Annotated in this window: 25 protein-coding genes; 9 read left to right on the top strand and 16 right to left on the bottom strand. The window is 52.9% G+C overall.

The window, feature by feature from the left end; translation table 11 throughout:
* The coding region (locus tag ACYZYZ_RS02440; protein WP_461483121.1) for a GTP-binding protein at window positions 1–193 on the bottom strand (193 nt) is incomplete at its 3' end.
* A gap of 371 nt (window positions 194–564) precedes the next feature.
* On the opposite strand from ACYZYZ_RS02440, the gene ACYZYZ_RS02435 reads away from it, so the two are divergent.
* The 8 genes from ACYZYZ_RS02435 (at window position 565) to ACYZYZ_RS02400 (ending at window position 10,721) form a co-directional block, all read left to right on the top strand.
* Window positions 565–2,058, top strand: a complete 1,494-nt coding sequence (locus ACYZYZ_RS02435) for a SulP family inorganic anion transporter (RefSeq protein ID WP_461483120.1) — start codon at window positions 565–567, stop codon at window positions 2,056–2,058.
* Entirely contained in the window at window positions 2,058–2,924 is an 867-nt protein-coding gene (locus ACYZYZ_RS02430; protein WP_461483119.1) for a universal stress protein, read from the top strand. The genes ACYZYZ_RS02435 and ACYZYZ_RS02430 overlap by 1 nt, the downstream gene beginning before the upstream one ends.
* A gap of 126 nt (window positions 2,925–3,050) precedes the next feature.
* On the top strand, window positions 3,051–5,153 hold the full coding sequence (locus tag ACYZYZ_RS02425) for a TonB-dependent receptor domain-containing protein (protein ID WP_461483118.1): 2,103 nt from the start codon (window positions 3,051–3,053) through the stop codon (window positions 5,151–5,153).
* 25 nt (window positions 5,154–5,178) lie between these two features.
* On the top strand, window positions 5,179–6,438 hold the full coding sequence (locus ACYZYZ_RS02420; protein ID WP_461483117.1) for an ATP-binding protein: 1,260 nt from the start codon (window positions 5,179–5,181) through the stop codon (window positions 6,436–6,438).
* 14 nt (window positions 6,439–6,452) lie between these two features.
* Window positions 6,453–6,986 (top strand): response regulator transcription factor, encoded by a 534-nt coding sequence (locus ACYZYZ_RS02415; RefSeq protein WP_305170748.1) that lies wholly within the window; start codon window positions 6,453–6,455, stop codon window positions 6,984–6,986.
* A gap of 129 nt (window positions 6,987–7,115) precedes the next feature.
* The gene (locus tag ACYZYZ_RS02410; protein WP_461483116.1) at window positions 7,116–7,547 is read left to right on the top strand and encodes a host attachment protein; all 432 of its coding nucleotides are present in this window, start codon (window positions 7,116–7,118) and stop codon (window positions 7,545–7,547) included.
* Window positions 7,548–7,558: 11 nt separating this feature from the next.
* On the top strand, window positions 7,559–9,982 hold the full coding sequence (locus ACYZYZ_RS02405; RefSeq protein ID WP_305170744.1) for a Lon protease family protein: 2,424 nt from the start codon (window positions 7,559–7,561) through the stop codon (window positions 9,980–9,982).
* On the top strand, window positions 9,975–10,721 hold the full coding sequence (locus tag ACYZYZ_RS02400; protein ID WP_461483115.1) for a hypothetical protein: 747 nt from the start codon (window positions 9,975–9,977) through the stop codon (window positions 10,719–10,721). The genes ACYZYZ_RS02405 and ACYZYZ_RS02400 overlap by 8 nt, the downstream gene beginning before the upstream one ends.
* Before the next feature lie 14 nt (window positions 10,722–10,735).
* On the opposite strand, the gene ACYZYZ_RS02395 is transcribed toward ACYZYZ_RS02400, so the two are convergent.
* The 14 genes from ACYZYZ_RS02395 to ACYZYZ_RS02330 all read right to left on the bottom strand — a co-directional run bounded on the left by ACYZYZ_RS02395 (window position 10,736) and on the right by ACYZYZ_RS02330 (window position 23,634).
* Window positions 10,736–11,119 carry a YMGG-like glycine zipper-containing protein gene (locus ACYZYZ_RS02395; protein WP_305170740.1) on the bottom strand — a complete coding sequence of 128 codons (384 nt, stop codon included), beginning with the start codon at window positions 11,117–11,119 and terminating at the stop codon, window positions 10,736–10,738.
* Between the two features lie 69 nt (window positions 11,120–11,188).
* The gene (locus ACYZYZ_RS02390) at window positions 11,189–12,040 is read right to left on the bottom strand and encodes an SPFH domain-containing protein (protein ID WP_305170738.1); all 852 of its coding nucleotides are present in this window, start codon (window positions 12,038–12,040) and stop codon (window positions 11,189–11,191) included.
* Window positions 12,041–12,109: 69 nt separating this feature from the next.
* Window positions 12,110–12,565, bottom strand: a complete 456-nt coding sequence (locus ACYZYZ_RS02385; RefSeq protein ID WP_305170736.1) for an NfeD family protein — start codon at window positions 12,563–12,565, stop codon at window positions 12,110–12,112.
* A 30-nt stretch (window positions 12,566–12,595) separates the two neighbouring features.
* A complete protein-coding gene (locus tag ACYZYZ_RS02380) occupies window positions 12,596–12,796 on the bottom strand; it encodes a hypothetical protein (RefSeq protein WP_305170734.1) in 201 nt (66 codons plus the stop codon).
* A gap of 3 nt (window positions 12,797–12,799) precedes the next feature.
* Window positions 12,800–13,744, bottom strand: a complete 945-nt coding sequence (locus ACYZYZ_RS02375) for a YbgA family protein (protein WP_461483114.1) — start codon at window positions 13,742–13,744, stop codon at window positions 12,800–12,802.
* A gap of 68 nt (window positions 13,745–13,812) precedes the next feature.
* Window positions 13,813–15,576 (bottom strand): sensor domain-containing protein, encoded by a 1,764-nt coding sequence (locus ACYZYZ_RS02370; RefSeq protein ID WP_461483122.1) that lies wholly within the window; start codon window positions 15,574–15,576, stop codon window positions 13,813–13,815.
* Between the two features lie 15 nt (window positions 15,577–15,591).
* Window positions 15,592–16,173 carry a hypothetical protein gene (locus ACYZYZ_RS02365; protein WP_461483113.1) on the bottom strand — a complete coding sequence of 194 codons (582 nt, stop codon included), beginning with the start codon at window positions 16,171–16,173 and terminating at the stop codon, window positions 15,592–15,594.
* Between the two features lie 193 nt (window positions 16,174–16,366).
* Entirely contained in the window at window positions 16,367–16,825 is a 459-nt protein-coding gene (gene rimI / locus ACYZYZ_RS02360) for a ribosomal protein S18-alanine N-acetyltransferase (protein ID WP_461483112.1), read from the bottom strand.
* Window positions 16,818–17,582: a hypothetical protein gene (locus ACYZYZ_RS02355; RefSeq protein ID WP_461483111.1), complete on the bottom strand. Its 765-nt coding sequence runs from the start codon at window positions 17,580–17,582 to the stop codon at window positions 16,818–16,820. The genes rimI and ACYZYZ_RS02355 overlap by 8 nt, the downstream gene beginning before the upstream one ends.
* A gap of 13 nt (window positions 17,583–17,595) precedes the next feature.
* Entirely contained in the window at window positions 17,596–19,143 is a 1,548-nt protein-coding gene (locus tag ACYZYZ_RS02350; protein WP_305170723.1) for a 2-isopropylmalate synthase, read from the bottom strand.
* 248 nt (window positions 19,144–19,391) lie between these two features.
* Window positions 19,392–20,189, bottom strand: coding sequence for a CDP-diacylglycerol--serine O-phosphatidyltransferase (gene pssA / locus ACYZYZ_RS02345; RefSeq protein WP_461483110.1), 798 nt, complete (start codon window positions 20,187–20,189; stop codon window positions 19,392–19,394).
* 119 nt (window positions 20,190–20,308) lie between these two features.
* Window positions 20,309–21,334, bottom strand: a complete 1,026-nt coding sequence (gene ilvC / locus ACYZYZ_RS02340; RefSeq protein WP_305170778.1) for a ketol-acid reductoisomerase — start codon at window positions 21,332–21,334, stop codon at window positions 20,309–20,311.
* Between the two features lie 69 nt (window positions 21,335–21,403).
* Entirely contained in the window at window positions 21,404–21,895 is a 492-nt protein-coding gene (gene ilvN / locus ACYZYZ_RS02335; protein WP_461483109.1) for an acetolactate synthase small subunit, read from the bottom strand.
* Entirely contained in the window at window positions 21,895–23,634 is a 1,740-nt protein-coding gene (locus tag ACYZYZ_RS02330) for an acetolactate synthase 3 large subunit (protein WP_305170718.1), read from the bottom strand. The genes ilvN and ACYZYZ_RS02330 overlap by 1 nt, the downstream gene beginning before the upstream one ends.
* A gap of 298 nt (window positions 23,635–23,932) precedes the next feature.
* Between ACYZYZ_RS02330 and ACYZYZ_RS02325 the strand changes: the two genes are divergently transcribed.
* The gene (locus tag ACYZYZ_RS02325) at window positions 23,933–24,514 is read left to right on the top strand and encodes a DUF4124 domain-containing protein (RefSeq protein WP_461483108.1); all 582 of its coding nucleotides are present in this window, start codon (window positions 23,933–23,935) and stop codon (window positions 24,512–24,514) included.
* A gap of 52 nt (window positions 24,515–24,566) precedes the next feature.
* Here ACYZYZ_RS02325 and ACYZYZ_RS02320 read toward each other — a convergent pair.
* On the bottom strand, window positions 24,567–26,653 hold a 2,087-nt coding region (locus ACYZYZ_RS02320; protein WP_461483107.1), incomplete at its 5' end, for an AAA family ATPase.

The following is a 26,653-nucleotide window of genomic DNA, read 5'->3' as shown; positions in this document are numbered from 1 at the left end:
CCGAGATGCCCCGCTCCTTCTCCATCTGCATCCAGTCAGAGGTAGCGTGACGGTCACTTTTCTTGCCCTTCACGGTACCCGCCACCTGAATCAGGTTGCCGAATAGCAACAGCTTTTCAGTGATGGTGGTCTTACCCGCATCGGGGTGACTGATAATCGCAAAGGTGCGTCGATTCTGGAACTTGCGGCTCATGGGTATGTGTCTGTTGCAGATGTGGGTATCGAGAGCCGCGCATTGTAGCCGATGGCCACCACGCTATACATGGTTCTGTGCGATCTTTTCAACCAAACGGCTCTGCACAGAATCCCGGTGTGCCATTGTCTCTCCCCCCTCAGCGGCTATAATGCGGCGCTCGTGAATGCTGTACGATCCGATGACTTGTTTTACCTGCCCTGCATCGACGCCACCTGACCCGGTGGGTCCCGCCGCAACCGGCACTGCAACCATCCGCTGACAAACCCTATATCTCCGGGCGGCCGCGATTGGCCCATAGCATTTGTCAGCCACCAACAGCACCATTACCGCCTGGTGGCGCCAAGTCACCCAAAAAAACTGGAATGTTTATGTCCCTCTACACTACCCGGCAGCAATGGCTGGGCAATATCCGTGCTGATGTACTGGCGGGCACCGTTGTCGCCCTGGCCCTGATTCCTGAAGCCATCGCCTTTTCGATTATTGCCGGTGTCGATCCCAAGGTGGGGCTGTATGCCTCATTCTGTATTGCCGTGATCACCGCCATTGTCGGCGGCAGGCCGGGGATGATTTCCGCCGCCACCGGCGCCATGGCGCTGCTGATGGTGACACTGGTACGCGAACACGGCCTACAGTACCTGCTGGCAGCCACCCTGCTGACCGGGGTATTGCAGATCATTGCCGGCTTTCTCAAGCTCGGCAACCTCATGAGTTTTGTATCCCGCTCGGTGGTGACCGGGTTTGTGAATGCCCTGGCCATTCTGATCTTTATGGCCCAGTTACCCGAGCTGACCAATGTCACCTGGCATGTCTACGCCATGACCGCCACAGGCCTGGGCATCATCTACCTGTTCCCCTATCTGCCGGTGGTAGGCAAATCCATTCCCTCGCCGCTGGTGTGCATTGTTTCGCTTACCTTGGTCGCCATGGTAATTGGTCTGGATATCCGCACGGTGGGCGATATGGGGGAGCTGCCGGACACCCTGCCGCTGTTTCTGTGGCCGGATGTGCCGCTGAACCTGGAAACCCTGAAAATTATTTTCCCCTACTCGATTTCCCTGGCTGTGGTCGGCCTGCTGGAATCAATGATGACAGCCACTATTGTCGATGACCTCACCGACACCCCCAGCGACAAGAACCGGGAGTGCAAGGGCCAAGGCATCGCCAATATCGGCGCCGGGATGCTGGGGGGCATGGCCGGCTGCGCCATGATCGGCCAGTCGGTGATCAATGTGAAATCAGGCGGCCGGGGGCGGCTCTCCACTCTGGTCGCCGGGGTATTCCTGATTATCATGGTGGTATTTCTTGGCCCGTGGATATCGCAGATTCCCATGGCGGCGCTGGTGGCCGTCATGATTATGGTGTCTATCGGCACGTTCAGCTGGCAGTCCATTGTCGATCTGAAAAAGCACCCCCTGTCCAGCAACCTGGTCATGATGGCGACGGTGGCGGTGGTTGTCTCCACCCACAATCTCGCCTACGGTGTGTTTATCGGGTTGTTACTGGCTTCACTGTTTTTTGCCAACAAGGTCAGCCATTTTATGTACGTGACCTCGGAGCTGGAGGCAACTGACAATCTGCGCACATACCGGGTGGTGGGACAGGTCTTTTTCAATTCCGCGGATAAATTCAGCGCCCAGTTTGACTTTAAGGAAGCCCTCGACAGGGTCGTAATTGATCTGAGCCGCGCACATTTCTGGGATATTTCCGCCGTGGCAGCGCTGGATAAAGTGGTTATCAAATTTCGCCGCGAGGGTGCCGCGGTGGAGGTAGTTGGCATGAATGAGGCCAGCACCACTATCGTGGACCGTTTTGGCCATCACGACAAACCTGAAGACATTGACCGCGTACTGGGAGAACACTGATGAGCACAACACAGCGAAGCACTATCCTGGCCGGAATCGATGGCTCCACCTACAGCGCAGCGGTGACGGATTACGCCGCCTGGGTTGCGATCAAGCTGCAGGCACCCCTGAAGTTGCTGCACAACATCGAACACCGGGACACCCCTCCGCTGATGGATCTCAGCGGCAGTATCGGTCTGGGCAGCCGGGAAGAACTCCTGGAAGAACTCACCAGCATGGAGGAACGGCGTAGCCGCATCCTGCTGGAACAGGGCAAGGCCATGCTACAGGAGGCCAGTCAGCGGGCGCTTGAAAGTGGCTGTCCGCAACCAGAAAGCCTGCAACGCCACGGCAGCCTCGAGGAGACCCTCGTCGAAATGGAAGAGGAAATTCGGGTGCTGGTGGTTGGCATTCGAGGCGAGGGACACGAAAACCGGGAAAACCAGGTGGGCGCCAAACTGGAGTCGCTGATTCGCTCCCTGCACAGGCCTGTACTGGTGGTTAACCGTCCCTTCGAACAGCCTCCAGAGCGCATCATGATTGCCTACGACGGTGGCGAAGTCTCCCGCAAAGCGCTCGACATGGTCAGTCTCAGCCCACTTTACCGGGGTCTGGAATGCCATCTGGTGCATGTGGGCCAGGGGGAAAGAGAGTCGGAGCAACTTCAGGAAGGTGCTGCCATTCTGAAACAGGCCGGATTACAAACCACCTGCGCCGAACTGAAAGGCGATGTACAGGAGCAACTGGAGAGCTACTACCATCAACACGACATTGAGCTAATGGTCATGGGGGCTTTCGGCCAGAGCCGCCTGCGGGAACTGCTGTTCGGCAGTCTCACCCAGCGCATGTTAATCAACTCAAACATACCTTTACTGCTGCTTCGTTAATCTTCACCCCCTCCCCGGCCCGGCCTGATTCAGACCGGGGTTCATCCGCTGCGGCCAAGTGCGACAATTTGTCACATCCCCAAAACGCCGCATCACCCTTATCATGCCGGCCACTTGAACCTGACCATGGAGACTTGGCCTGTGAAGCGCGATATTCGCCGCTCGACCACTGCTGTAGCCACGTTACTGCTGACAGCGCTACCGATGCCACTACTGGCAGACCACGCCACCCCCGAAGAGATCCATGTCACCGGGGAGCAGAGTACCAACAAACTACCGTTGGAGATTGAGCCCGCAAACATCCCGGTGGTGGACACCTCGGCACTGCTGAAACGGGTACCCGGCGCCAACGTCAACAGTAATGGTCCCATCACCGGCATCGCCCAATACCGTGGCCTCTACGGCGATCGTGTCAGCATCCATATCGACCACGCGCCAACCCTCACCGGCGGCCCGAATGCTATGGACGCGCCGTTGACCTACACACCACCGCTCCTGCTGAAATCCCTGAAAGTGGATCGCGGCATCGCTCCGGTCAGTGCCGCCCAGGAAAGTCTTGGCGGACATATGACTGCCACTCTGGATCGCGGGGAGTTTGGCAGCAGTGACGAGTTCGAATTCTCAGGCGCGCTCTCCAGTCGCTTCAACGACAACAGCGATGGTTCAAGCAGTGCGCTGAAATCCACTCTGACCAACCAGCATCACAAACTTTCAGCGCTTTACAGCCACGACGAAGGCAATGAAACCCGTATCGACAGTGATGACGAAATCGGCGGCACCCAGTACCGTCGCGGTCGCTATGACATCAGCTACGGCTGGCAGAATGAAAGCAGTCGTATCGAAATCTACACTGGCGAGCTGGACACCCGGGACACCGGCACCCCGTCACTGCCCATGGATATCAACTATATCGATGGAGACACTGTGGGCACCAACGTCAGCACCACCATCGGTGAAATGGTGCTCAGTGGACACCTGTCCTACAACCATGTCGATCACCTGATGGACAACTTTTCCCAGCGCACTGCCCCCGCATCATTGATGAGCTACCGCGCTAACAATGCCAGTGCACACAACACCGCCTGGTCACTGCAAGCCCGCTGGCCTATGGCCAACGGCTTCCTGACGGTCGGCAGCGACGGCAACGAGACTGTCCATACCGCCACCATCACCAACCCCAACAATGCCATGTTTGAAGTGGCCAACTTTAATGATGCTGAACGTGACACCTACGGCATTTTCACAGAGTGGGAAGGTGACATTGGGGAATGGCATGTGCAGACCGGTGCACGGATCAACCGTGTAAAAATGGACAGTGAGTCCGTCGGCGCCAGTGGCATGATGGGTATGATGGCAATGAATGCCAATATGCTGGCCACCGCGTTCAACAACGGCGATCTGGACGAAGACTTCACCTACCTGGACCTGGCCCTGAACCTGAGCCGTCCGCTGAATGAAACCACCACCCTTAACATGGGTCTCGGTCGCAAGAATCGCGCCCCATCCTACCAGGAACGCTACCTGTGGTTGCCACTGGCCGCCACCGGAGGACTGGCCGATGGTCGCAACTATATCGGCAACCTGGATCTGGATGAAGAAACCGCCCACGAAATCACCCTGGGTTTTGACTGGCAAAATGGGGCGGCCTGGGTAACACCTCAAGTGTTCTACCGCCGCATTGACGATTACATTCAAGGTGTACCGTCCACCAATGCCACAGCCAACATGCTGAGTACCATGATGAGCGGACAGGCTGCACTGATGTTCGACAATGTCGATGCGAAGATGTACGGCGCGGACATGGGCTATGGCTATACTCTCACCGAGACCCTGCGCCTGGAAGGCAATCTCAGTTACGTGCGCGGCAAACGTCGCGATGAAAGTGACGATCTCTACCGGGTTGCACCCCTCAACAACCGGCTGGCTCTGATCTATGAACAGCACGCGGTAATGTTGTCGCTGGAGTCCGTGCTCTACGCCAAACAGAACAAGGTATCCGACTTCAATGCGGAAGAAAAAACCTCCGGTTACGGCATTATTAATCTGGCCGGCAGTTACCGCCTGACGCGGCAGCTGACATTCTCCGGCGGCGTCGAAAACCTGTTTGACAACCGCTACCAGGACCACCTCGCCGGCTACAACCGCAATGCCGACAGTGACATTGCCGTCGGTGATCGACTGACCGGTCCGGGCCGCAACATTTACCTGGCAGCAACCCTGCACTGGTGAGTAAAGCATCTGTTAATATCGAGCCATGACCAGGATCGATAGCTCTCTCCACTCAGCCGCACGCCACAATCTGCGTCAGCTGAGTATCATTCGAAACATCGCTCTTGGGGGCCAGCTTCTGGCCCTCCTTTTTTTCAGCCAAATACAGGATATCGGCCTGCCGGTGTTGGTACTGGGCGCCATTCTCGCCCTCTACGCTCTGGTGATTGCCACAACCTGGTGGCGAACCTTCCGCTACCCGGCCATTACCGAACTGGAATTTTTCTGTCACCTGCTAGTGGACATCGCCTTTTTCACAGCCTTGCTGTTTTTCAGTGGAGGTGCGTCAAACCCCTTTGTGTCCTACTACCTGGTACCCATCAGTATTGCCGCCACCACCCTGCCACTGCGCTACACCTGGAGCGTGACTCTGCTGTCCCTCGCGGCCTATAGCTGGCTACTCAATAACTACCTACCTATCCCGGCGTTGGCGCCCAGCCACCATCACGGCGATAGCGTAAACCTGCACATCCTCGGCATGTGGTGCAATTTTGCCGTCAGTGCAGCTCTGATTACCTACTTTGTCACCCGTATGGCCAACACGCTGCGATATCAGGAAGAACAGCTGGCCCTAAGAAGGGAAGACCAGCTGCGTGACGAACAGGTACTGGCCATAGGCTCCCTGGCGGCAGGGACTGCCCACGAGCTGGGCACCCCGTTAAACACCATGAAAATTCTAGTGGATGAAATGCTCGAAGAGCCCTCCTCCCATCGCGAGGATCTGGTTATCCTGCAACAGCAACTGGCGCAGTGCCGAACAACCCTGAAGGCGCTTGTTGCCACAGCGGAAGGGGGCGGTGAAACCCAGCAAGCGATCTCTCTGCGGACTTACCTGGACAAGCTGTTTGAACGCTGGCAGGTTATGCGGCCCCGAGTACAGGCACATATCCGTTACGCGGATGAGCTGTCGGAACAGACAGCACGGTTCCACCCCACCATCGCTCAATCCCTCACCAGCCTGCTGAACAATGCAGCCGATGTAAGCCCGGAGCGCGTCGAAGTCGAGGCAGGTTGGGATGACCAGGCTCTGGAGTTATGTATCCGTGACTTTGGCGCAGGTATTGAACCATCGCTAAAGGAAAAACTGGGTAAACCCTTTAATTCCAGCAAGCCGGATGGCATGGGACTGGGGCTTTTCCTCTCCCGGGCCACCCTCGACCGCTATGGCGGTAATGTCAGTATCAGCCCCGGCGATGGCGGCGGCACTGTCACCCGGGTGATTCTGCCGCTAACATCACAGTCCTGAAACCTGGACTTACCATGACTCAACCAACCCTGCTGATTGTCGACGATGATGCGACCTTTGCCAGTATCCTGACCCGAGCTATGACACGGCGTGGCTACCGGGTTTTTACCGCTAACACTGGCGAGGAAGCCCTTGCCCTTTGCCGTGAAAATCAACCTGACAAGGCGGTGGTAGATCTGAAACTGGACGGCGAATCTGGCCTTAACCTGCTTCCGGAACTGAAGACCCTGAATCCAGCTATCGAAGTGCTCATCCTGACCGGTTACTCGAGTATTTCCACTGCCGTAGAAGCCATCAAAATGGGTGCCAGCAATTACCTCTGCAAGCCCGCATCTGTAGACGACATCCTGGCAGCATTCGAGGGCACACAGCCAAACCCAGAAATACCCATTAATGAAACACCACCGTCGGTTGAACGACTGGAATGGGAACATATCCAGCGTGTGCTGGCCGAGAACGACGGCAATATCTCCGCCACAGCACGCAGTCTCGGCATGCACCGCCGCACCCTACAGCGCAAACTTCAAAAACGACCGGTCAGGCATTAACCACCCCGATCCTCTACCACCAAAACCTTTAAAAATTCCTTCTACCCTCCCGTGCCAATCGTGCGGATCAACACTATGCTTAAGCAATAAACCCACCACAATTACTCGTACTCAATAGGAGAAATCGTGATGACCTGGGTACTGGTTGCCGACGCCTCAAGGGCACGTATCTTTAATACCGCCGGTTCCAAAGAACCGCTGGTGGAAGTGAAAAGCATGCTCCATGGTGAAAGCCGCCTCAAGGTCTCTGAACTGGTCAGCGATCAGCCGGGAAGACAGAGCGGCAGCAATCCATCAGGGAGTCACGGCGTCGCGGAAAAATCAGCGATCAAAGAGCAGGAGCGGGACACTTTTGCCAGGGAGCTCAGTGACCTGTTGGCGTTGGGTCGGGAACAGGATCACTTTCGAAAACTCTACCTGGTAGCGCCTTCGCAAATGCTGGGAGCATTGCACAAACACCTCAACAAAAATGTCAAAGCGGCCCTGCAAGGAGAATTCGACCTAAAGCTGGTCAAGGCCTCAAACGAGGATATTCGCAACCATTTACCAGAATACCTATAAGTGAGCAGAGCGTGACAGAAAAAGAATCCATCCAGGCACTACCCGCTGAGCATCTCTACCGACGCTGTGATCCGGCCACACTGCCCTTCAAAGACACCACTGAGCTGGAACACCTGGACAATTACTTTGGCCAGGATCGAGCCTTGGAGGCACTGCGTTTCGGCCTTGGCATCAGCCACGAGGGTTACAACATTTACGTGATGGGTTCCTCTGGCATGGGCAAACATGAAATGCTCAGGGATTTTCTGCAACAACAGGTTACCGAAGGCCCCCGCCCCAATGACTGGTGCTACATCAATAATTTCAGTGCCCCCCAACAGCCGAAAGTGCTGAAGCTGCCCTGCGGCATTGCCTCCTGCCTCAAGAAAGACATGGAGCAATGTGTCGAGGATCTGCTGGTCACCATTCCCGGGGTTTTTCAAAGTGCCGAGTACAAGGCACGCCTCAACGAGATCTCGGAGGAATACAGCGATCGCGAGCAGAAAGCTTTTGCAGCCCTGCGGGACAAGGCCAAGCAGATGGATATTGCCCTGATGCAGACCCCCACTGGCTACACCCTGGCACCGCTGGCAAACGAAGAGATCATCACCCCGAAAGAGTTTGAAGCCCTCAGCGAAGATGAGCAAAAAGCCATCGAAGACAAAATCAACGAGCTCAAGGAAGAACTCAAGGAAGTCGTCCTGCAAATGCCCCTCTGGATGAAGGAGGGGCGCGAGCGCATGAAAAAACTCAACCAGAATATTGTCCAGAATGCCGTCAATCAGATTTTCCGGGAGCTGGAAAACCGCTATGGCGAGCATGCGGAAGTGGTCAGCTTCCTCAGCGAGGTAAAACAGAATGTCATTGAAAATGCCGATGAGTTTCGGGAGGAAGAAGGCCAATCCAGCATGCCGGAAGACCTCAAGGCTCGGGTGCATGAATTTCCCATGTACAAGGTTAATGTACTGGTGGATAACAGTGACAGCTGTAGCCCGCCAATCGTCTATGAGGACAACCCCTCCCTCAACAACCTTATGGGACGGGTGGAGCATGAGGCTCAGTTCGGCACACTGACCACCGACTTCACCCTGATCCGCAATGGCGCCCTGCACCGTGCCAACGGCGGTTACCTGCTGCTGGACGCCGTCAAGGTACTCACCAACCCCTTTGCCTGGGACTCGCTGAAACGGGCGTTGCAGTCCCGGGAAATACGCATTGAATCCATTGACCAACTACTGAGCCTGGTCAGCACCAAGTCTCTGGAACCGCAACCGGTGCCCCTGGACCTGAAAGTTATCCTGTTGGGCGACCGCATGATTTACTACCTGCTACAGGCCTATGACCCAGATTTTAACCTGTTGTTTAAGGTACCGGCGGACCTCTCGGAAGACCTACCACGCAACGCAGAAAATACTCTGGGATACGCCAGGCTGATCGCTGCACTACAACATAAAAAATCCCTACGCCCCCTGGATACCGCTGCTGTGGCACGGGTGATCGAACAGGGATCGCGAATGCTTGAAGATGCTGAAAAACTACCGCTGCACCTGAACAGACTCACAGACCTACTGTGTGAAAGCGATTATTACGCGGGTGTGGCGGGTGCTGAGCACATTTCTGCCGAGCACCTGCAACAGGCCGTCGATGCAGCCACTCGACGCATGGACCAGTTCCGGGAGCGTATCCACGAAAGTATCCTGCGGGATATCCAGCTGGTTGCCACCAGTGGCACCCGGGTGGCCCAGATTAATGGCCTCTCGGTCTTCCTGTTGGGGGGGTATGCCTTTGGTCAGCCAACGCGGATAACCGCCCAGGCACGCCTAGGCAGTGGCAAGGTGGTGGATATTGAGCGGGAGGTCAAACTCGGCGGCAACATTCACTCCAAGGCCGTACTGATTTTGTCAGCCTTTATTGCCAGCCGTTTTGCCAGAGACCGACCTTTACCCATCTCTGCCAGTCTGGTGTTTGAGCAGTCATACGGCGGGGTTGAGGGAGACAGCGCCTCTGTCGCGGAAATTACCGTATTGCTGTCAGCCATCGCCGATATACCGATCCGGCAGGAGCTGGCTGTCACCGGCTCGATCAACCAGCATGGGCAGGTACAGGCCATCGGGGGTATCAACCAGAAAATTGAAGGCTTCTTCGACATCTGTCAGGCCCGCGGTCTTACAGGTAGCCAGGGAGTTGTTATGCCCTCCGCCAACACCCAGCACCTGATGCTGGACAGACGTGTCATTGATGCCGTCACAGAGGGTCGCTTCCATATTTATGCCATCTCGACAATTGATGAAGCACTGTCATTGCTCACCGGGCTCGATGCCGGTGTGCAAAACACCCTGAGCCAATACCCGGCAGAATCAGTGAATGGTCGGGTGGCCGCTAAGGTTGAGGCGTGGATAGCTGCTGCGAAAAAATATGCGGCCCACGACAAGGGGGACGAAGACGGTGATGAGTAGCGCCAGGCGTCATATTCTGATCGCACTGGACATGCACAGTGCCACGGATGCCGGGCTGTCAACCTTGGTCAGCATCGCCCGTCGACTGGATGCCACCCTGTCAGGCCTTTACATTGAAGACAGCCAGTTGATGTCAGCGGCAGGGCTGCCATTTTCTACCGAGATTAATTACCTATCAGCTGAAGAGCGAATACTGGATCCTGAAGAATTGCTACGCATCAACCGGCTTGCCAGTGCCCAGGCCCGCCACCTGCTGGAGGAACTGAGCGCTCGGGACAAACTAGAATGCACCTTTGCTGTGGAAAGTGGAAAAGTTGCCATACAGTCCCTGTCTATTCAGGGATGCGATGTTTTTCTCCCCGGTCGTAGCCGCAAAAGCCTAACTAGAAAGCAGGTAACCCTACAGCTAAGGCAACTGGTACTGATCTACGAGAATTCCGGTATTTTCGAGCGCATGCTGGAAGTAGCACGACTGCTGGCGGCCAACGGCATGGTGTCCGACATCACTAGTGTCAGTGAGACGCCTCTACCCGCAGAGATCACTGGGAAACTGTCAATAGAGGACGTACGGTGGCATTTTCAGGCTGTATCATCCACACGTCCCGAACAACTCCGTGCCCTGAGACTCAATTCTGCATCACTGGTATTAATGCCAAAGGACCTGCTGACGAACCTGACGGAAAGACAGTGGTTTGAGCTGCTGGAACAGCTACCTTTCCCACTACTATTAATGGACTAACAGATCTCCAAGAGTCAATTAAGTACCCGGTAGCCGCGACCACGGAGACAATTTTTCACCACCCGTTCACGTTCCCGAGAACCCGATGAAACGCCTTTGATGGCTCCAGTGACCGCACCAACACCCGCACCGCGCTTGGCGGTATCACTGTCCCCGACCACGGCTCCGATAATACCACCTACCACTGCGCCCCCGGCAGTCGAAGTAGCCGTGCGCTCGGCCACACGCACTTCGGACGCATAGCCCTGACACTCATTGAGATCGCTGTAATACCTAGACATATCCACGCCCTGACGATCAATGATGATGCCACTGCTGTCAGCTCCTGAGGATGCGCCGTAATGGCTGCAAGCGGCCAGCAACATCACTGCGACGAGCAAAGGGGTAATCTTCAACATGGAAATACCATTTGTTTGGCCACACAACCAATATAACGTGCTACAGCGCAACCGGTTGACCTGAATTGGTTATTTTTGGGCACCCATCAGACCGCGGACAGCGGCGGGAATATCTGCGGGCAACACCACCATCTTGGCGTTTTCAGACTCGGCAATTCCGCGCATGGCTTCAACGTACTTCTCGCCGAGCAGATATACCGCTGGTAATTCTTTATCCTGGATACCGGCGGTCACTTTCTCAATCGCCTCTTTGGTAGCTGTAGCCAACACAACCTTGGCTTCCGCATCCCGTCGTGATGCCTCAAGGCGCCCTTCCGCTTCCAGAATAGCCGCGGTTTTCTCACCATCTGCGCGGGTGACCGTTGCCCGCCGCTGACGCTCTGCAGCGGCCTGCTCTTCCATAGCTTGCTGCATGGTGCCGGAGGGATTGATATCCTGAATTTCTACAGTTTTCAGGGTGATACCCCAGTCGGCAATATCGTCAGATATGGAGGTTTTTAGTTTACTCTTGATCTGATCACGGGAAGACAGGGCATCATCCAGGTCCATCTCGCCAACGATGGAACGCAGAGATGTCTGGACGAGATTGCGAATGGCCAGCTCATAGTCCTCTACCCCATAAACCGCCTTTTCGGGGGACACAATGTTGATGTAGGCCACGGCGTTAGCAATGATCACCACGTTATCCCTGGTGATAACCTCTTGTGATGGGATATCGAGAACAATGTCCTTGGTGGACACCTTGTAGGCCACTGTATCGACATAAGGAATGATGATGTTCAGACCTGGCGGCAGGGTTTTATGGTACTTACCCAACCTTTGAACCACGTGCTTGCTACCCTGGGAGACGATCCTGACACCCAGAGCAATTGTGATAACCACCAACAAAAGTAATGCAAAAAGAACAATAGACCCTTCCATTTTGATCTCCTTTCAAGGGACTTAATTTAATTCGTACCTAGCTACCGCGGAAAGGTATTTCAGCGGCTGTTAATCCAGCTTAACGACGATCAGAGTATTTCCCGAAAACTCTTTGATAAACACACGATCGCCCACAGCAACATCCTGTTCACAGATAAATTCCCATTCATCAGCACTCAGGATAGGAATGGCGAAGCGCACCACACCACGTCTTTCTCCGGCGGGCACTTTAATGACCTGTCCCGACTCGCCCACAGCCGCTTCCCGGGCAATACCCGCCGTGGTTTTATCGATCATGCGTGGCTTGAAATACTTGAACCACAGAATTGCGAACAGGCAAGAAGCGACAATCCAGATAAGTAATTGCGCCGCCAGAGGCAACTCGGGCAAGGGCCACAGCGTCACTCCGACCACCAACGCACCCAGACCAAACCACAGAACGGTGAAACTGGGAATGAAGATTTCCATAATCACAAGAAGGATCCCCAGCACCAACCAGTGCCAGGTCGCAAGCTCAAATTCCATGTAGATGATTCCTATTTTAGTGCTGCAGCCCTAGCGGCTGCGCACCCGGTTTAAAATATGTAGTACCAGTGGTGTCATCAGCAAGATGCCACCGGCCAACAGCAGGTAATCTTCCAGAGCACCCTCTCCCATCAAGCCCAGAATGCCCATGGCAGCGAATACTGCCCCGATCATATCCAGAACGATGAGTAATACCGGAATGTTTCTTTTATTTTTCTCTGTACTCTTCAACGTTTATACCAGATTGCGCAATTTGAGTTCTTCCGGGTAGGGATTCATATACCAGGATTGGTCGATATAGTCGTCCGGCACTTTTCGAAAATGGTGCCTAAGCAAGGTAATCGGCACGATAAGCGGGATTTCTCCTAAACGATACCTCTCAAATACCTCTACCAGCTCCTGCTTATCATCAGCATCCAGCTGTTTCTTTAGATAACCCTGAATATGTTGCAATACATTGACGTGATTCTTGCGGCTCGCGACTTTTTTCAGGGTAGCCATCGCAAGGGCAATATATTCAGCAGCCACCTGTTCGAGATTATCATTGCGGGCGGAAGCAGCAATTCGCCCCAATTCACGGGAACGGTTTTGATCGTGGCTCATGTAAATCAATTTATGCCGGGCATGAAACTCGGTCAGCTTTTTTACTGTCAGTTCGTTGGCGTATTCCGTTCGCCAACGGTGATAGATGAAAACCCGCTGCACAAAATTTTCTCGCAATCCCGGGTCGCCCAGTCTGCCTTCCTCCTCCATGGGCAAGAGGGGAAATTTTTCCATAATGGCCGCAGCGAACACACCGCTCCCCTCGGGGTGCGGCATATTCTTGTCGTTGTAGACCTTGACCCGCTCCATACCGCAACTGGGGGAAGCTCTTTTCACAATCATGCCAGAACATTGTTCAATCAGGGGAAATTGCTGCCGACTGTATCCGACCAGTTGATCTGTCACATCAAGGCCCGAGTCCCGACTGCCCACCGCCCGAATACCTCGATCTGTCGCCAGCAACCTAATGGCGGGCCTGGGCACACCCAGGCCAATACCAACTTCAGGACAGAAATGGTGAAAGGAAAAAAAAGACGACAGCGTGCCATTGATATAGGCATCTCGCTTGTGTCCACCGTTATGGCGGACCTCATCACCCATCAGACAGGCACTGATACCAACTGGAATTTTTACCACGGATAACCCCCGGGACAATTGGCCTAACTATACCCTGTCTAATGTTGAGGTTGTACCGGGAAAAATACTCAGATGACCACTTTCAGATGTGGCGATTTTTCACACTCTTCAGCAGATTCTGACTTATTAATCAACTGAGTGAAGGCAGCTACTTCCATGGGTTTGTCAAAGTAATACCCCTGAAAGTAATTACACCCCAGTTGCTTCAGGATCGTGTGCTGTTCCTCCGTCTCCACACCCTCTGCAATCACTTCCAGGGACAGAATATGACACAGCTTGATAACCGCCTTGACGATGGAATAGGTATCTTTAGATGAGCTCAGATCGTTGATAAATTCTCGGTCGAGCTTCACAAACTGTACCGGCAGTTTCTGCAACATGGCCAACGAGGAATAACCTGTTCCAAAATCATCCAGTGCAATGCGCAAACCGAAATCAATCAATTCCATGAGTTGCCCATGAACACGATCAAGGTTATTGATCAGGCTTTCCTCGGTAATTTCCAGGACAAGTTGTTGGGGGTTAATATCATATTTTTTGATGGTCTCTTTTACCTGCCGGGCAAACTGCTCATCTTCAAACTGTTTCGGGCTGATATTGACGAAAATAGCGCAGTCAGAACGCCAGTGACCCTCATTTTTCCACGTTTGAATTTGTGCACACACCGAATCGAACACCCAGACACCGACCTCTGTCATCATAGGCAATGAGGACATGAAATCGATAAACTCCCCAGCAGGCACGATTCGTTGTGAAGGCTGCTTCCAGCGCAACAGGGATTCGGCAAAGACGAGATTGCCTGCTGTGTTTAACAACGGCTGAAAATGCAACTCAAACTCACCATTTTCAATGCCCTGACGCAGCTCACGCATCATGGTGACTCGATATTCAGCCTCGACCGCCATGGAGTCATCGTAGAAGCTGAAACCCTTGCGCCCATAGTTTTTCACTTTGTACATGGCGATGTCAGCCTGCTTCAGCAGGTCATTCGAGCTGTAGTGGTTGCCCCGGAACATGACAATGCCATCACTGACCTCAATTTCGTATTCCAGGCCTTCCTGTTTACAGGCGGTTTTCCCCATTTCCATAATCTTGTCGGCGATAGTCAGTACCTTGGCACGGGCCTCCTGAGGTTTTTCTCCCAGGTCCTGAATCAAGATTACAAATTCATCACCACCAAAACGTGCCACTACGTCTTCAGTGCGAACAGCCTTGCGCAGCAGCTCAGCAAAATACTGCAATACAAGATCACCTACATGGTGACCTTGGGTATCGTTTATGTCCTTGAAGTGATCCAGGTCGAGGAAAATGACCGCGCCAAATTGTTTGTGTCGTTGAGAGCGCGAGATAGCACAATCCAGTTCTTCCACCATGCGGCGACGGTTTGGCAATGAGGTCAGCGTGTCTACGGTTGCCTGCCGCTGGATAGTTTCTTTAGCCGCCACCTGAGACGTAATGTCTTCAATAAACGATGCAACACCTATCAGCTTGCCTTCTTTCAATAACGGTGTGTTGTGCCACTCACAAATTTTAACTGCACCACTCTTGTCCAGAACCTCATGAATACTGAGGTTGCCGTCACTGTTTTTGCGCATCAAGGCATGCCACATGGAGTTAGACTTCTCCCTGGAGCTAGCTGGGACAAAAAAGTCTGATTGCTTTCCAATAACTTCCTGTTTGGAATAGCCAAACAGTCTTTCTGCACTGGGATTCCAATCGATAATGCGCTGGTTCTTGTCCCACTGCACTGCCGCCAAAGGCGCATTTTGCCAATGTTGCTCAAACAGATAGCTCAATTCAGCCCGCTTGCGTGCAGACTCTTCACTGTTCATACGCAACGAGACGTTTTATTCCAGCAATTGATGCAGCTGGATCATGACCAAATACAAGGTGGCCATGTAAATAAGATTAAAGGCCGTAAAGTACAGACCGCTTTCGTGGCCAGACAGGTAAACCTGTATGGTGCAGGGCAGCAAGACCATGGCCACACAGATCAGCGAAGCCCTGATGTTGTAATTGAACAGGATACCGCTACTGGCAGCCGCACCAATAATAATTGAGAAGTACAGCCAATGGTCAGAGCTCTGGGCAAAGAACTGTATGACACTCGCAGATGACCAGATCAGCCCCATGGCAATGGATAACACCACCGCCAGATTGTTGATATCTTCAACTAGCCTGACATTCATACCCAAAAACTTGTAGGTTTCTGACAAGCGGCGAACCAATAACCAACTACCGATAAGCAGAGTGATAGAAAAAATTGACCAGGCGATCAAGTGCCAGCTGAACAGATTGCTAACCCAGGCGAACGCCTGGACCAAACAGAAACCCGCAGTCACCCCAATGCAAATGGGTAAACGTTCCAGCAGTAATTGTGCAATCTCAAAACGCGTTGACTGTGCTGCTAACTCTTCCGTGGTGTCCATTAGTCAATACCTGCTGCTTCTATTGCATTATTTCTAATGCATTGATTCTAGAAAACTGATCATTTGAAAACCGCATGGAAAAGGAGTTTAACGACAAACGGCGTATTTCAGGCGTGAACAGATGGACGTTTGTGAACCTGTTCACAAACAAATTGTTATCTTTTAGACAGTTAGAGCGTCGACCAAAACAGCGCTAATGAAAATTGCAGAAGTCCATGGCCATGAGAATGGCATCTGCAGGGCCTGAGGAGGTTTGGTAGTAATTTCGGCGTACACAGATTTCCACGAGGCCGACATCCTCATAAAGCCTCTGGGCTGGCAAATTGTCGGCACGTACTTCAAGGAACAAACGCTCCGCTTTCACCCCCAGTAAATGAATCAGTTCATCCATTAACATTCGGCCGTAACCTCTGCCCTGCCATTCCTCCGCAACGGCAATATTGAGGATCTCAGCTTCACCCACGACGAGCGTATAAATGGCATAACCAATCACTTGTGAATCCCGGGTAAGGCTCAGGCATCGATGTTTTTGCAGACTGTCCTGAAACTGTCTGCGGCTCCAGGGATGAGGCGTGACCTGTTGTTCAATGCTGGCCACAGAATCCAGATCATCAACCATCATGGGGCGGATGACGGTTTGTGTCTCAGTCACGGGGCACCAATAGTTTCTGTAGGGCACGCCAGGCAACCTGCTTGGATGAGACCGTTGTTAACATATCCTGCAGGCTGGGAATCACTATCGTCCTGGCACCTCCGGGTAAATCCTCTATCTCACCCAGCACCGCTTGAAAATCGACTTGGGTCCCTACAGCTTGAGATGGCAACAACAACCTTGCAGGCAATTCTCCCATTAACAGCACCCGGAGTACGCCGCATTTGCGAATCCTTGTATCCAGAAAAACACTGAGCATGGATTTTGCGCCCTGAAAATCGGTAGGCTCACCAGGAGTCAGGGGCCAATCAATATAGTCGGCAGCAGGCATTTCAGTTACCAGGCGATCTATGGCGCGTAACAGGTTAAACAAAAGCTTCCTTTCTTCCGGCACGGGAACATGACCCGGAGGAAACGCATGGATCACCAGCAGGTCATCACCCTGCTGCCAGCAGGCTATGCGGAAAGGGTCAACTGGCTGGGCTGAATCTGACTGAACCGGAGAATCTTCTACCTTTTGAGGGCTCTCTTTGCTGACAACTTTATCCGGGCTGGTTTCCGGAGCGGCATCCCAAGCAGGTGGAATGTCCTCTGCATTGACTGTTCTTGCCTGTGGCTTTGATACCAACTGTGGCCTTGACTCCAGCTGCGGCTCTATATCCACAGGAAAGGGGATATCAACTGCCCCCTCTTGCCTGGGGCGATATTGCACCACCCCCAGCGTATCCAGATACCAGTCACGCAGATTTGCCGACATACCCCGTGACCTTTTACACGCCGCCAAGCTGAGGATGAAGGCGGTCCGGACTTTCCAGCAGGTTCAGTGCATTCAGGTAAGCCCTGGCACTGGCGACGAGAATATCGGTATCCGCACCCTGGCCATTGACAATGCGCCCCCCTTTTTCCAGACGAACCGTCACCTCTCCTTGGGAGTCTGTGCCTTCAGTCACCGCATTGACGAGGTACAACTTTAATTCCGCTTCGCTTTTGGTGAGTTTTTCAATGGCCTTGAACACCGCGTCTACTGGCCCATCACCCTCAGCAGTGGAACGGTAATTCTCCCCTTTAAAGTTCAGGGTGAGTTCGGCGTGGGGAGCCTGCCCCGTCTTCGAAATCACCTCCAGATCGCCGAGAGTAATTTGCTCGCCTGTGGTTTCGCCCACCTGGATCTCAGAAACCAATGCCTGCAGATCTTCGTCGTAAATCTCGCGTTTTTTATCCGCCAGCTCCTTGAAGCGTACAAATGCCTCATTCAGGTCGGCCTTGCTCTCGAACTGAATACCCAGCTCTTCGAGGCGCGCTGAAAATGCAGCCCGTCCGGAGAGTTTACCCAACACTATTTTGTTGGTGCTCCAGCCCACGTCCTGGGCTCTCATGATCTCGTAGGTTTCTCTAAACTTGAGCACACCGTCCTGGTGAATACCGGATTCATGGGCAAAGGCATTGGCACCCACGATGGCCTTGTTGGGTTGAACCGGAAAACCGGTAATGCTCGATACCAGCCGGGAGGTGGGAACAATCTGTGTGGTATCAATACGTGTCTCAACTGGAAAAATATCCTTGCGCGTACGCACGGCCATCACCACTTCTTCCAACGCGGCATTACCGGCCCTCTCCCCCAGTCCGTTAATGGTACATTCCACTTGGCGAGCACCCTTCATCACAGCCGCCAGAGAATTTGATACAGCTAACCCCAGGTCGTTGTGGCAATGTACAGAAAAAATTGCCTTGTCAGCATTAGGGATGGTTTCAATCAATTTGCCAACCGTCTCGGCATATTCCTCAGGGAAACCATAACCCACGGTATCGGGTAGGTTGATGGTGCCAGCCCCCGCGTTAATCACCTGCTCGATAATTCGGCACATAAAGTCAAACTCAGAGCGGCTCGCATCTTCCAGGGAGAACTCGACATCACCAATCATGTTTCTCGCCAGTTTCACTGCGGACACCGCTTGCTCAACCACCTGATCAGGGGTCATCTGTAACTTGTACTTCATGTGGATGGGCGATGTTGCGATAAATGTGTGAATACGCCCGGAATTTGCCTTTTTCAGAGCTTCAGCAGCCCGCTCAAGGTCCAGGTGAGTGGTTCTGGCAAGGCTGCACACGGTGGAATCCTTAACCGTTTCGGCAATGGATTTTACCGCCTCAAAATCACCAGGGCTGGAAACGGCAAATCCCGCCTCAATCACATCCACCCGCAATTTTTCCAGTGCTTTGGCCACCCGGAGTTTTTCTTCCTTGGTCATGGAAGCGCCCGGGCTCTGTTCGCCGTCACGCAAGGTAGTGTCGAAAATAACCAAGTGTTGCTTGTCCATTGATTGCTGCTCCAACTAGTACGCCCCAGTTCACTCTATATATGTGGGGGGCCGGACAATAATGAGGTACGCGAATTCTCCCTTCGGCAGGGATCATTTGCAAACAGGATTCACGGTTATTACACCCAAATAACAAAGCACTTTGGACTACCGCAATCCAGCTTGGTAAAGATGTTCTGACTGGACAAAGTCAAACCACCGTGTTGGTGACTTTTGCCTCTCTGTTAGGCGCCCAGCCCAAAAATCCCTCAGGTGGACGTTTGTCCGCGGGATTTTATTTTTTTCCACAGCCACACAGCCGGAGAGGAAAGGGCGTAAGTCAGTGCCATGAAGAACAGGATACGTGCCGGATCGATGGTAATAATGACTATGGCCATGGCAATGCCCAGCAAGACCACAAATGGCACCCGCCCTTTCAAATCCAGCCCCTTAAAACTGTAATAAGGCAGATTACTCACCATCAGCAGACCAGAAAGCGATGTGATCAATGCTGCTAGCCCAGCCAAATGGGAGCTGGGTTCTGCATCGTAGCCACTCCATACTAGGCCGGCGACAAGAGCCGCCGCCGTCGGACTGGCGATGCCGACGAAATAACGGCTGTCCACAGAATCAACCTGGGTATTGAAGCGCGCCAGGCGCAATGCCGCACAGGAGGCATAAATAAAGGCGGCGGCCCAACCGATTCGTCCCAGTTCGTTGAGTATCCAGCTAAAAGCTACAACTGCCGGAGCGATGCCAAATGACACCATGTCAGACAGGCTGTCGTACTGCACACCAAATTCGCTGGAGGTATTGGTAAGGCGAGCCACACGACCATCCAGCCCATCAAATATCATGGCCACAAAAATGGCAATGGCAGCAGCTTCAAACTTGCCATCCATGCCCGCCAGAATTGCATAGAAGCCGGCAAACAGCGCACCGGTGGTAAACAGGTTAGGCAACAAGTAGATACCCTTGTGACGGGTGCGCTCCGCGGTCTGGCTAGCCGCACTGGCTGTCGACTTTTCACCACCCTCCTGGGGGGACTGATTGTCTTGATCTGTCATAGATGATTTCCCGGAAATTGCCTCACCCAACGCTATGGATTTGCTGAACACTCATTAAACATCAAAGGCCATGACAAAAAAACCGCGCCGAGGCGCGGTTTTTTCTCAAACGTAGCAACCTAGTTTTTCTCTTTATCAACCAGTTTGTTGGCTGCAATCCAAGGCATCATTTCACGCAGGCGGCCACCCACCTGTTCAATTTGATGTGCAGCATTATTGCGACGGTAAGCCGTCATAGACGGATAGTTGGTAGCGCCCTCGGAGATGAACATCTTGGCATATTCACCATTCTGGATGCGCTTCAGTGCATTGCGCATGGCGGCACGTGACTCATCGTTGATCACTTCTGGACCAGTGACGTATTCACCGTACTCGGCGTTGTTGGAAATCGAGTAGTTCATGTTGGCAATGCCGCCTTCGTACATCAGGTCGACAATGAGTTTCAGCTCATGGAGACACTCGAAATAGGCCATTTCCGGGGCATATCCAGCTTCCACCAGGGTTTCAAAGCCGGCTTTTACCAACTCAACACAACCACCGCAGAGGACAGCTTGCTCACCAAACAGGTCAGTTTCGGTTTCGTCTTTAAATGTGGTCTCAATAATGCCCGTACGACCACCGCCAACGCCACAGGCGTAAGACAAGGCGACATTTTTGGCATTACCGGAAGCATCCTGGAAAATAGCCACCAGATCGGGAATACCACCACCTTTGGTGAATTCACTGCGCACGGTGTGGCCTGGAGCTTTCGGTGCAATCATGATCACGTCCAGATCGGCACGGGGCACCACCTGATTATAGTGAATGGCAAAACCGTGGGCGAAAGCCAGAGTGCCACCCTGTTTCAGGTTCGGTTCAATCTCGTTTTTATAGAGCTGGGACTGGAACTCATCTGGAGTCAGGATCATCACCAGATCTGCTGCTGCGACGGCTTCCGGCACACTTTTAACTGCCAGACCTGCTTTTTCTGCTTTTGCCGCTGACGCTGAACCGGGGCGCAGGCCCACGGTGACATCGACGCCGGAATCTTTCAGATTAAGCGCGTGGGCGTGGCCCTGGGAACCATAGCCAATAACGGCCACTTTCTTGCCCTGGATAATGGAAAGATCGCAGTCTTTATCGTAATAAACTTGCATTTGTTTCACCTGTGTTTTTGTCAAACTAAACCATGCGGTACCGACTGCAGACCTGCGGTCGACCCCTCTCTAAAATTGTTAAATGTGCAATGACTTCTCGCCCCGAGCCAGGCCGGATACGCCGCTGCGGACAACTTCCAGAATGTCTGCATCGCCGATGGCCTGACTAAAGGCGTCGAGTTTATCACTGTTACCGACAATCTGTACCGTATAAGCACTGGCACCCACGTCGATAATCTGTCCACGGAAGATGTCCACACACCGTTTAATCTCAGCGCGTTGCGCCCCCTGAGCCTTAACCTTGAGGAGCATCAGCTCACGCTCAATGTGGGGGCCTTCCGTGAGATCTACTACTTTTACCACGTCGATCAACTTATGCAGATGCTTGGTAATCTGTTCGATGACGTGGTCGTTGCCATGGGTGGTTAATGTCAGGCGTGACAGGGTCTGATCTTCTGTGGGGGCCACAGTCAGGCTGTCAACGTTGTAACCACGTTGGGAAAACAGCCCCAATACCCGGGACAAAGCACCTGGCTCGTTTTCCATCAATACCGAAATAATACGTCTCATCAGGTACGCTCCGTTTTACTCAGCCACATATCGCGCATGGAACCATTGGGCGCCACCTGCATGGGATAGACATGCTCTGAGCGGTCCACATAGATATCCATGAACACCACGCGATCCTTCAAGGCAAAACACTCTGCCATCTTGCTTTCAAGATCATCGAAGTGCGTCACTTTCATGCCTACATGCCCGTAGGCTTCTGCCAGCTTGATAAAATCCGGCAGAGAGTCTTCGTACAGACTGGAGGAGTAGCGGCTGCTGTACTGCATATCCTGCCACTGACGCACCATGCCCAAGGCCTGATTATTGAGGTTGATGATTTTCACCGGCAAGCCGTACTGGGTACAGGTGGACAGTTCCTGAATACACATCTGGATACTGCCTTCACCGGTGACACAAGCCACCATCGCCTCGGGATGTGCCAGTTGAACACCCATGGCAGCAGGCAGACCAAAACCCATCGTTCCCAGGCCTCCGGAATTAATCCAGCGACGGGGCTTATCAAACAGGTAATACTGGGCTGCAAACATCTGATGCTGACCCACATCAGAGGTTACAAAGGCGTCGCCTCCAGTGACCTTGTAGAGGGCCTTAATGACATCCTGCGGCTTGATCAGGTTGCCGCTGCTGGGCTCATAACGGGATTGTGTGTATAGACCGTGTCGATCACGCCACTCATTAATCTGCTTCCACCACTCTGCCATGGCTTCTTTGTCAGTGGTTTTGCCGCTGTGCTCCAGTTGATCGATCATTTCCTGCAGGATCACATCACAGGCACCAACAATGGGAATATCCGCCGACACCGTTTTGGCGATAGAGGTAGGGTCCACATCAATATGAATAATGGTGGCAGACGGGCAGAATTTGCTGATGGTATTGGTGACCCGGTCATCAAAACGTGCACCCACTGCCAGAATCACATCGGCATGGTGCATCGCTGTGTTCGCCTCAAAGGTGCCGTGCATTCCGAGCATGCCCAGAAACTGACGATCTGAACCTGGGTAGGCACCAAGACCCATCAAGGTATTGGTCACCGGCGCATTGAGCATTTTCGCCAGTTCAGTCAGCTGACTGGATGCGTCACCCAAAACCACACCACCACCGCTATAAATTACCGGGCGCTTGGCAGCCAGCAACGTCTTCACAGCGCGTTTGATCTGTCCTGTATGGCCCTTGGTCGTGGGCTGATAGGAACGGATCTTGATCTTGTCAGGATATTCGTAGGGGACCTTGATATTGGGGTCAGTGATATCCTTGGGAATATCCACGACAACGGGGCCGGGACGACCAGAACTCGCAATAAAAAAGGCTTTTGCAATAACCCCTGCTATTTCGCTGGGATCCTTGACGAGGAAACTGTGTTTTACGATGGGACGGGAGATGCCCACCATATCGGTCTCCTGAAAGGCATCCTCACCGATTTTGGCAGAGGGTACCTGGCCTGAGATAACCACCATCGGGATGGAATCCATATAAGCCGTGGCAATGCCAGTAATGGCATTGGTTGCTCCGGGCCCAGAGGTCACGAGTACAGCACCCACTTCACCAGTTGAACGGGCATGGCCATCAGCCGCATGAACAGCAGCCTGCTCGTGACGGACCAGTAGATGTTGTACATCAGATTGTTGGAATAGCGCATCGTAGATATGCAGCGCTGCACCGCCAGGATAACCCCAGATATGCTTGACGCCGGCATCCTTCAACGCACGAACGACGATTTCACCACCAGACAGTTGTTCCACTGTGCAAATCCTCTAAATGTCGAAAAACACAACACCGGGTTGCTCGCCAATCAACGAAAGCAAAAACCGCTGTGACATCACAGGTATGCAGAGTGCAAATACGCGACCGACGATAAACGTGGTATTCGGTGCGTCAGGCCCGTGGGTAAACGGTCCTGTCTGGATGCCCGGCGAACGCTGTTTTCGTTCACTTGGCAAGCTGGCTGACCCAGCGCGCAAGGACATAGACTGTACTTGCTGAGCAGCGGACTGTATTCATTTATTCTCTATCAGTCAAGTGGTTAGCTATGTTGGGCCTTTGAAATTTGCTTATTATTTGCAAGCAGGTACTCAACATTGCGAGGTTAAATCCGCTATGATGGAAAAAATGTGCCCTGGGATTCACAGCTTTAAAAGGTTTAAGGATATGAGCACTGCAAGCAAATTGATTGGAACACTCCTGGCCTTGGCCCTGTGCCTGCCACTACATGCCGCAAAAATTTATAAATGGCAGGATGAAAATGGCTCCTGGCATTATTCTGAGACTCCCCCGCTTGAAGGTACCCCTGAGACAATCAAGTTGAAATCAAAAAAGTCTGACTCAGAGTTATCAGAAGAAGGCGAGGAAGAAATGTCTGCCGACTCCGAAGAACAAGAAAAGGGAGAGGAAGAGCAAAAGGAAAAACAGCCTTTGCCAAAATCTCCCGAAATTGTAGCCGCAGAAAATGCCCGAAAAGCGGAAAACTGTGAAAAAGCAAAAAAGAACCTGGATTCATTAACCCACCGAACCCATATTCGTTATGACGACGAGGAGAAAGGTGAACAACGCTACCTCACCGAAGAAGAACGTCAGGATTGGCTGAAGAAATCCAGAGATCAGGTCAAGGAATTCTGTCAGTAATTAGCACGCAACAAAAGAGGTGGAAGGTACCCCCTTCCACCTTTTTTGCCCATCACTCAGCAGAAAAAACAATCTCATCCCCGGACATTTTGACACTGATGGTATTTCCCGAAGCATAGTGACCAGCCAGCACTTCCTGAGCCAGCGGATTTTCCAGTAACTGCTGTATCGCTCTCTTCAGCGGTCGCGCACCATAAACCGGGTCAAAGCCAGCCTCACAAATTTTGTCCATCACTTCTTCAGAGAGATCCAGTGACAAATCCTGCTCCGCCAACCGTTTCGTCAAGATCCCCAGCTGAATCTCAGCAATGCCACGGATCTGGCCTTTACCCAACGGATGAAAAACAACAACTTCATCAATCCGGTTGATAAATTCTGGACGGAAATGACCCGTCACAACCTCCATCACTGCATCTTTCATCGCCTGGTAGCGGTTTTCATTGGTGGTTGAATCGTCATCGCCTAAAGCTGTCTCACCGCCATCAAAGTTAATGGTGTCGAAGGAGCGATCTTCCACCACAGCCTGTATGCGATCTGATCCAAGGTTGGATGTCATGACGACAACCGTATTGCGAAAGTCAACTGTGCGGCCTTGACCATCGGTAAGACGCCCATCATCCAATACCTGCAGTAGGATGTTAAAAACATCAGGATGGGCCTTTTCCACCTCGTCCAGCAACAGCACGGAATAGGGCCTGCGGCGAACTGCTTCGGTCAAGTAACCACCTTCTTCGTAGCCCACATAACCGGGAGGCGCTCCCACCAGTCGGGCCACAGAATGTTTTTCCATAAACTCGGACATATCGATGCGCACCATGGCATCCTGACTATCAAACAGGAACTCCGCCAACGTCTTGCACAACTCCGTTTTACCCACCCCGGTGGGCCCGAGAAACAGGAATGAACCATTGGGACGGTTGGGGTCTGACAGCCCCGCCCTGCTGCGACGCACGGCGTTGGAAACCGCCACAACTGCCTCTTGCTGGCCGATTACCCGCTTATGGAGCACATCTTCCATCCGCAGTAATTTTTCACGCTCGCCTTCCAGCATTTTTGAAACCGGAATACCCGTCCACTTGGAAACGACTTCAGCAATTTCCTCTTCAGTCACTTTATTGCGCAACAGGTGGGTTTCCCTAGACTCTACCTCATCGGCAGAAGCTAGCTGCTTTTCCAGCTCAGGTATTTTTCCGTACTGAAGCTCGGACATTTTTGCGAGATCCCCGGCACGACGGGCCGCATCCATATCTATACGCGCCTGTTCCAGATCACTCTTGATTTGGGCAGCGCCCTGAAGAGATGCTTTTTCAGCTTTCCATATTTCTTCGAGGTCGGCATATTGCCTGCCAATCTCTTCAATATCTTTCTCGATTTTTTCCAGCCGCTTACGCGAGGCCTCGTCCTCCTCCTTCTTCACGGCTTCCCGTTCCATTTTGAGTTGGATCAGGCGTCGCTCCAATCGATCCATCTCCTCAGGTTTGGAGTCAATCTCCATACGGATGCGACTGGCCGCCTCATCCACAAGGTCAATGGCCTTATCCGGTAACTGGCGGTCAGTGATATAGCGCTGAGATAGCTTGGCAGCGGCGACAATGGCAGAGTCGGTAATATCTACACCATGGTGCACCTCATAACGCTCCTTCAAACCACGCAAAATGGCGATGGTATCTTCTTCATTCGGTTCATCCACCAGGACCTTCTGGAAACGACGCTCCAGGGCGGCATCCTTCTCGATAAACTGACGGTACTCATCCAGAGTCGTGGCGCCCACGCAATGCAGCTCACCGCGGGCCAGGGCGGGCTTCAGCATATTGCCGGCATCCATGGCTCCCTCGGCTTTACCCGCACCGACCATGGTGTGCAGCTCGTCAATAAAGAGGATGATGCGGCCTTCCTGTTTCGAAAGTTCTTTGAGTACCGCCTTCAAGCGCTCTTCAAAATCACCCCGAAATTTCGCGCCGGCCAATAATGCACCCAGATCCAGAGAAAGAATTCGCTTGTCTTTCAGTCCTTCGGGCACCTCACCGTTCACAACCCGTTGTGCCATTCCTTCGATGATGGCGGTCTTACCTACACCGGGCTCACCGATCAATACCGGGTTGTTTTTCGTACGACGCTGCAGCACCTGGATAGTACGAC

It is taken from the genome of Porticoccus sp. (assembly GCA_023261185.1).
In the GTDB taxonomy this organism is placed as follows: Bacteria; Pseudomonadota; Gammaproteobacteria; order Pseudomonadales; family Porticoccaceae; genus Porticoccus; species Porticoccus litoralis.
This window is presented reverse-complemented; position numbering and strand designations above follow the sequence as displayed.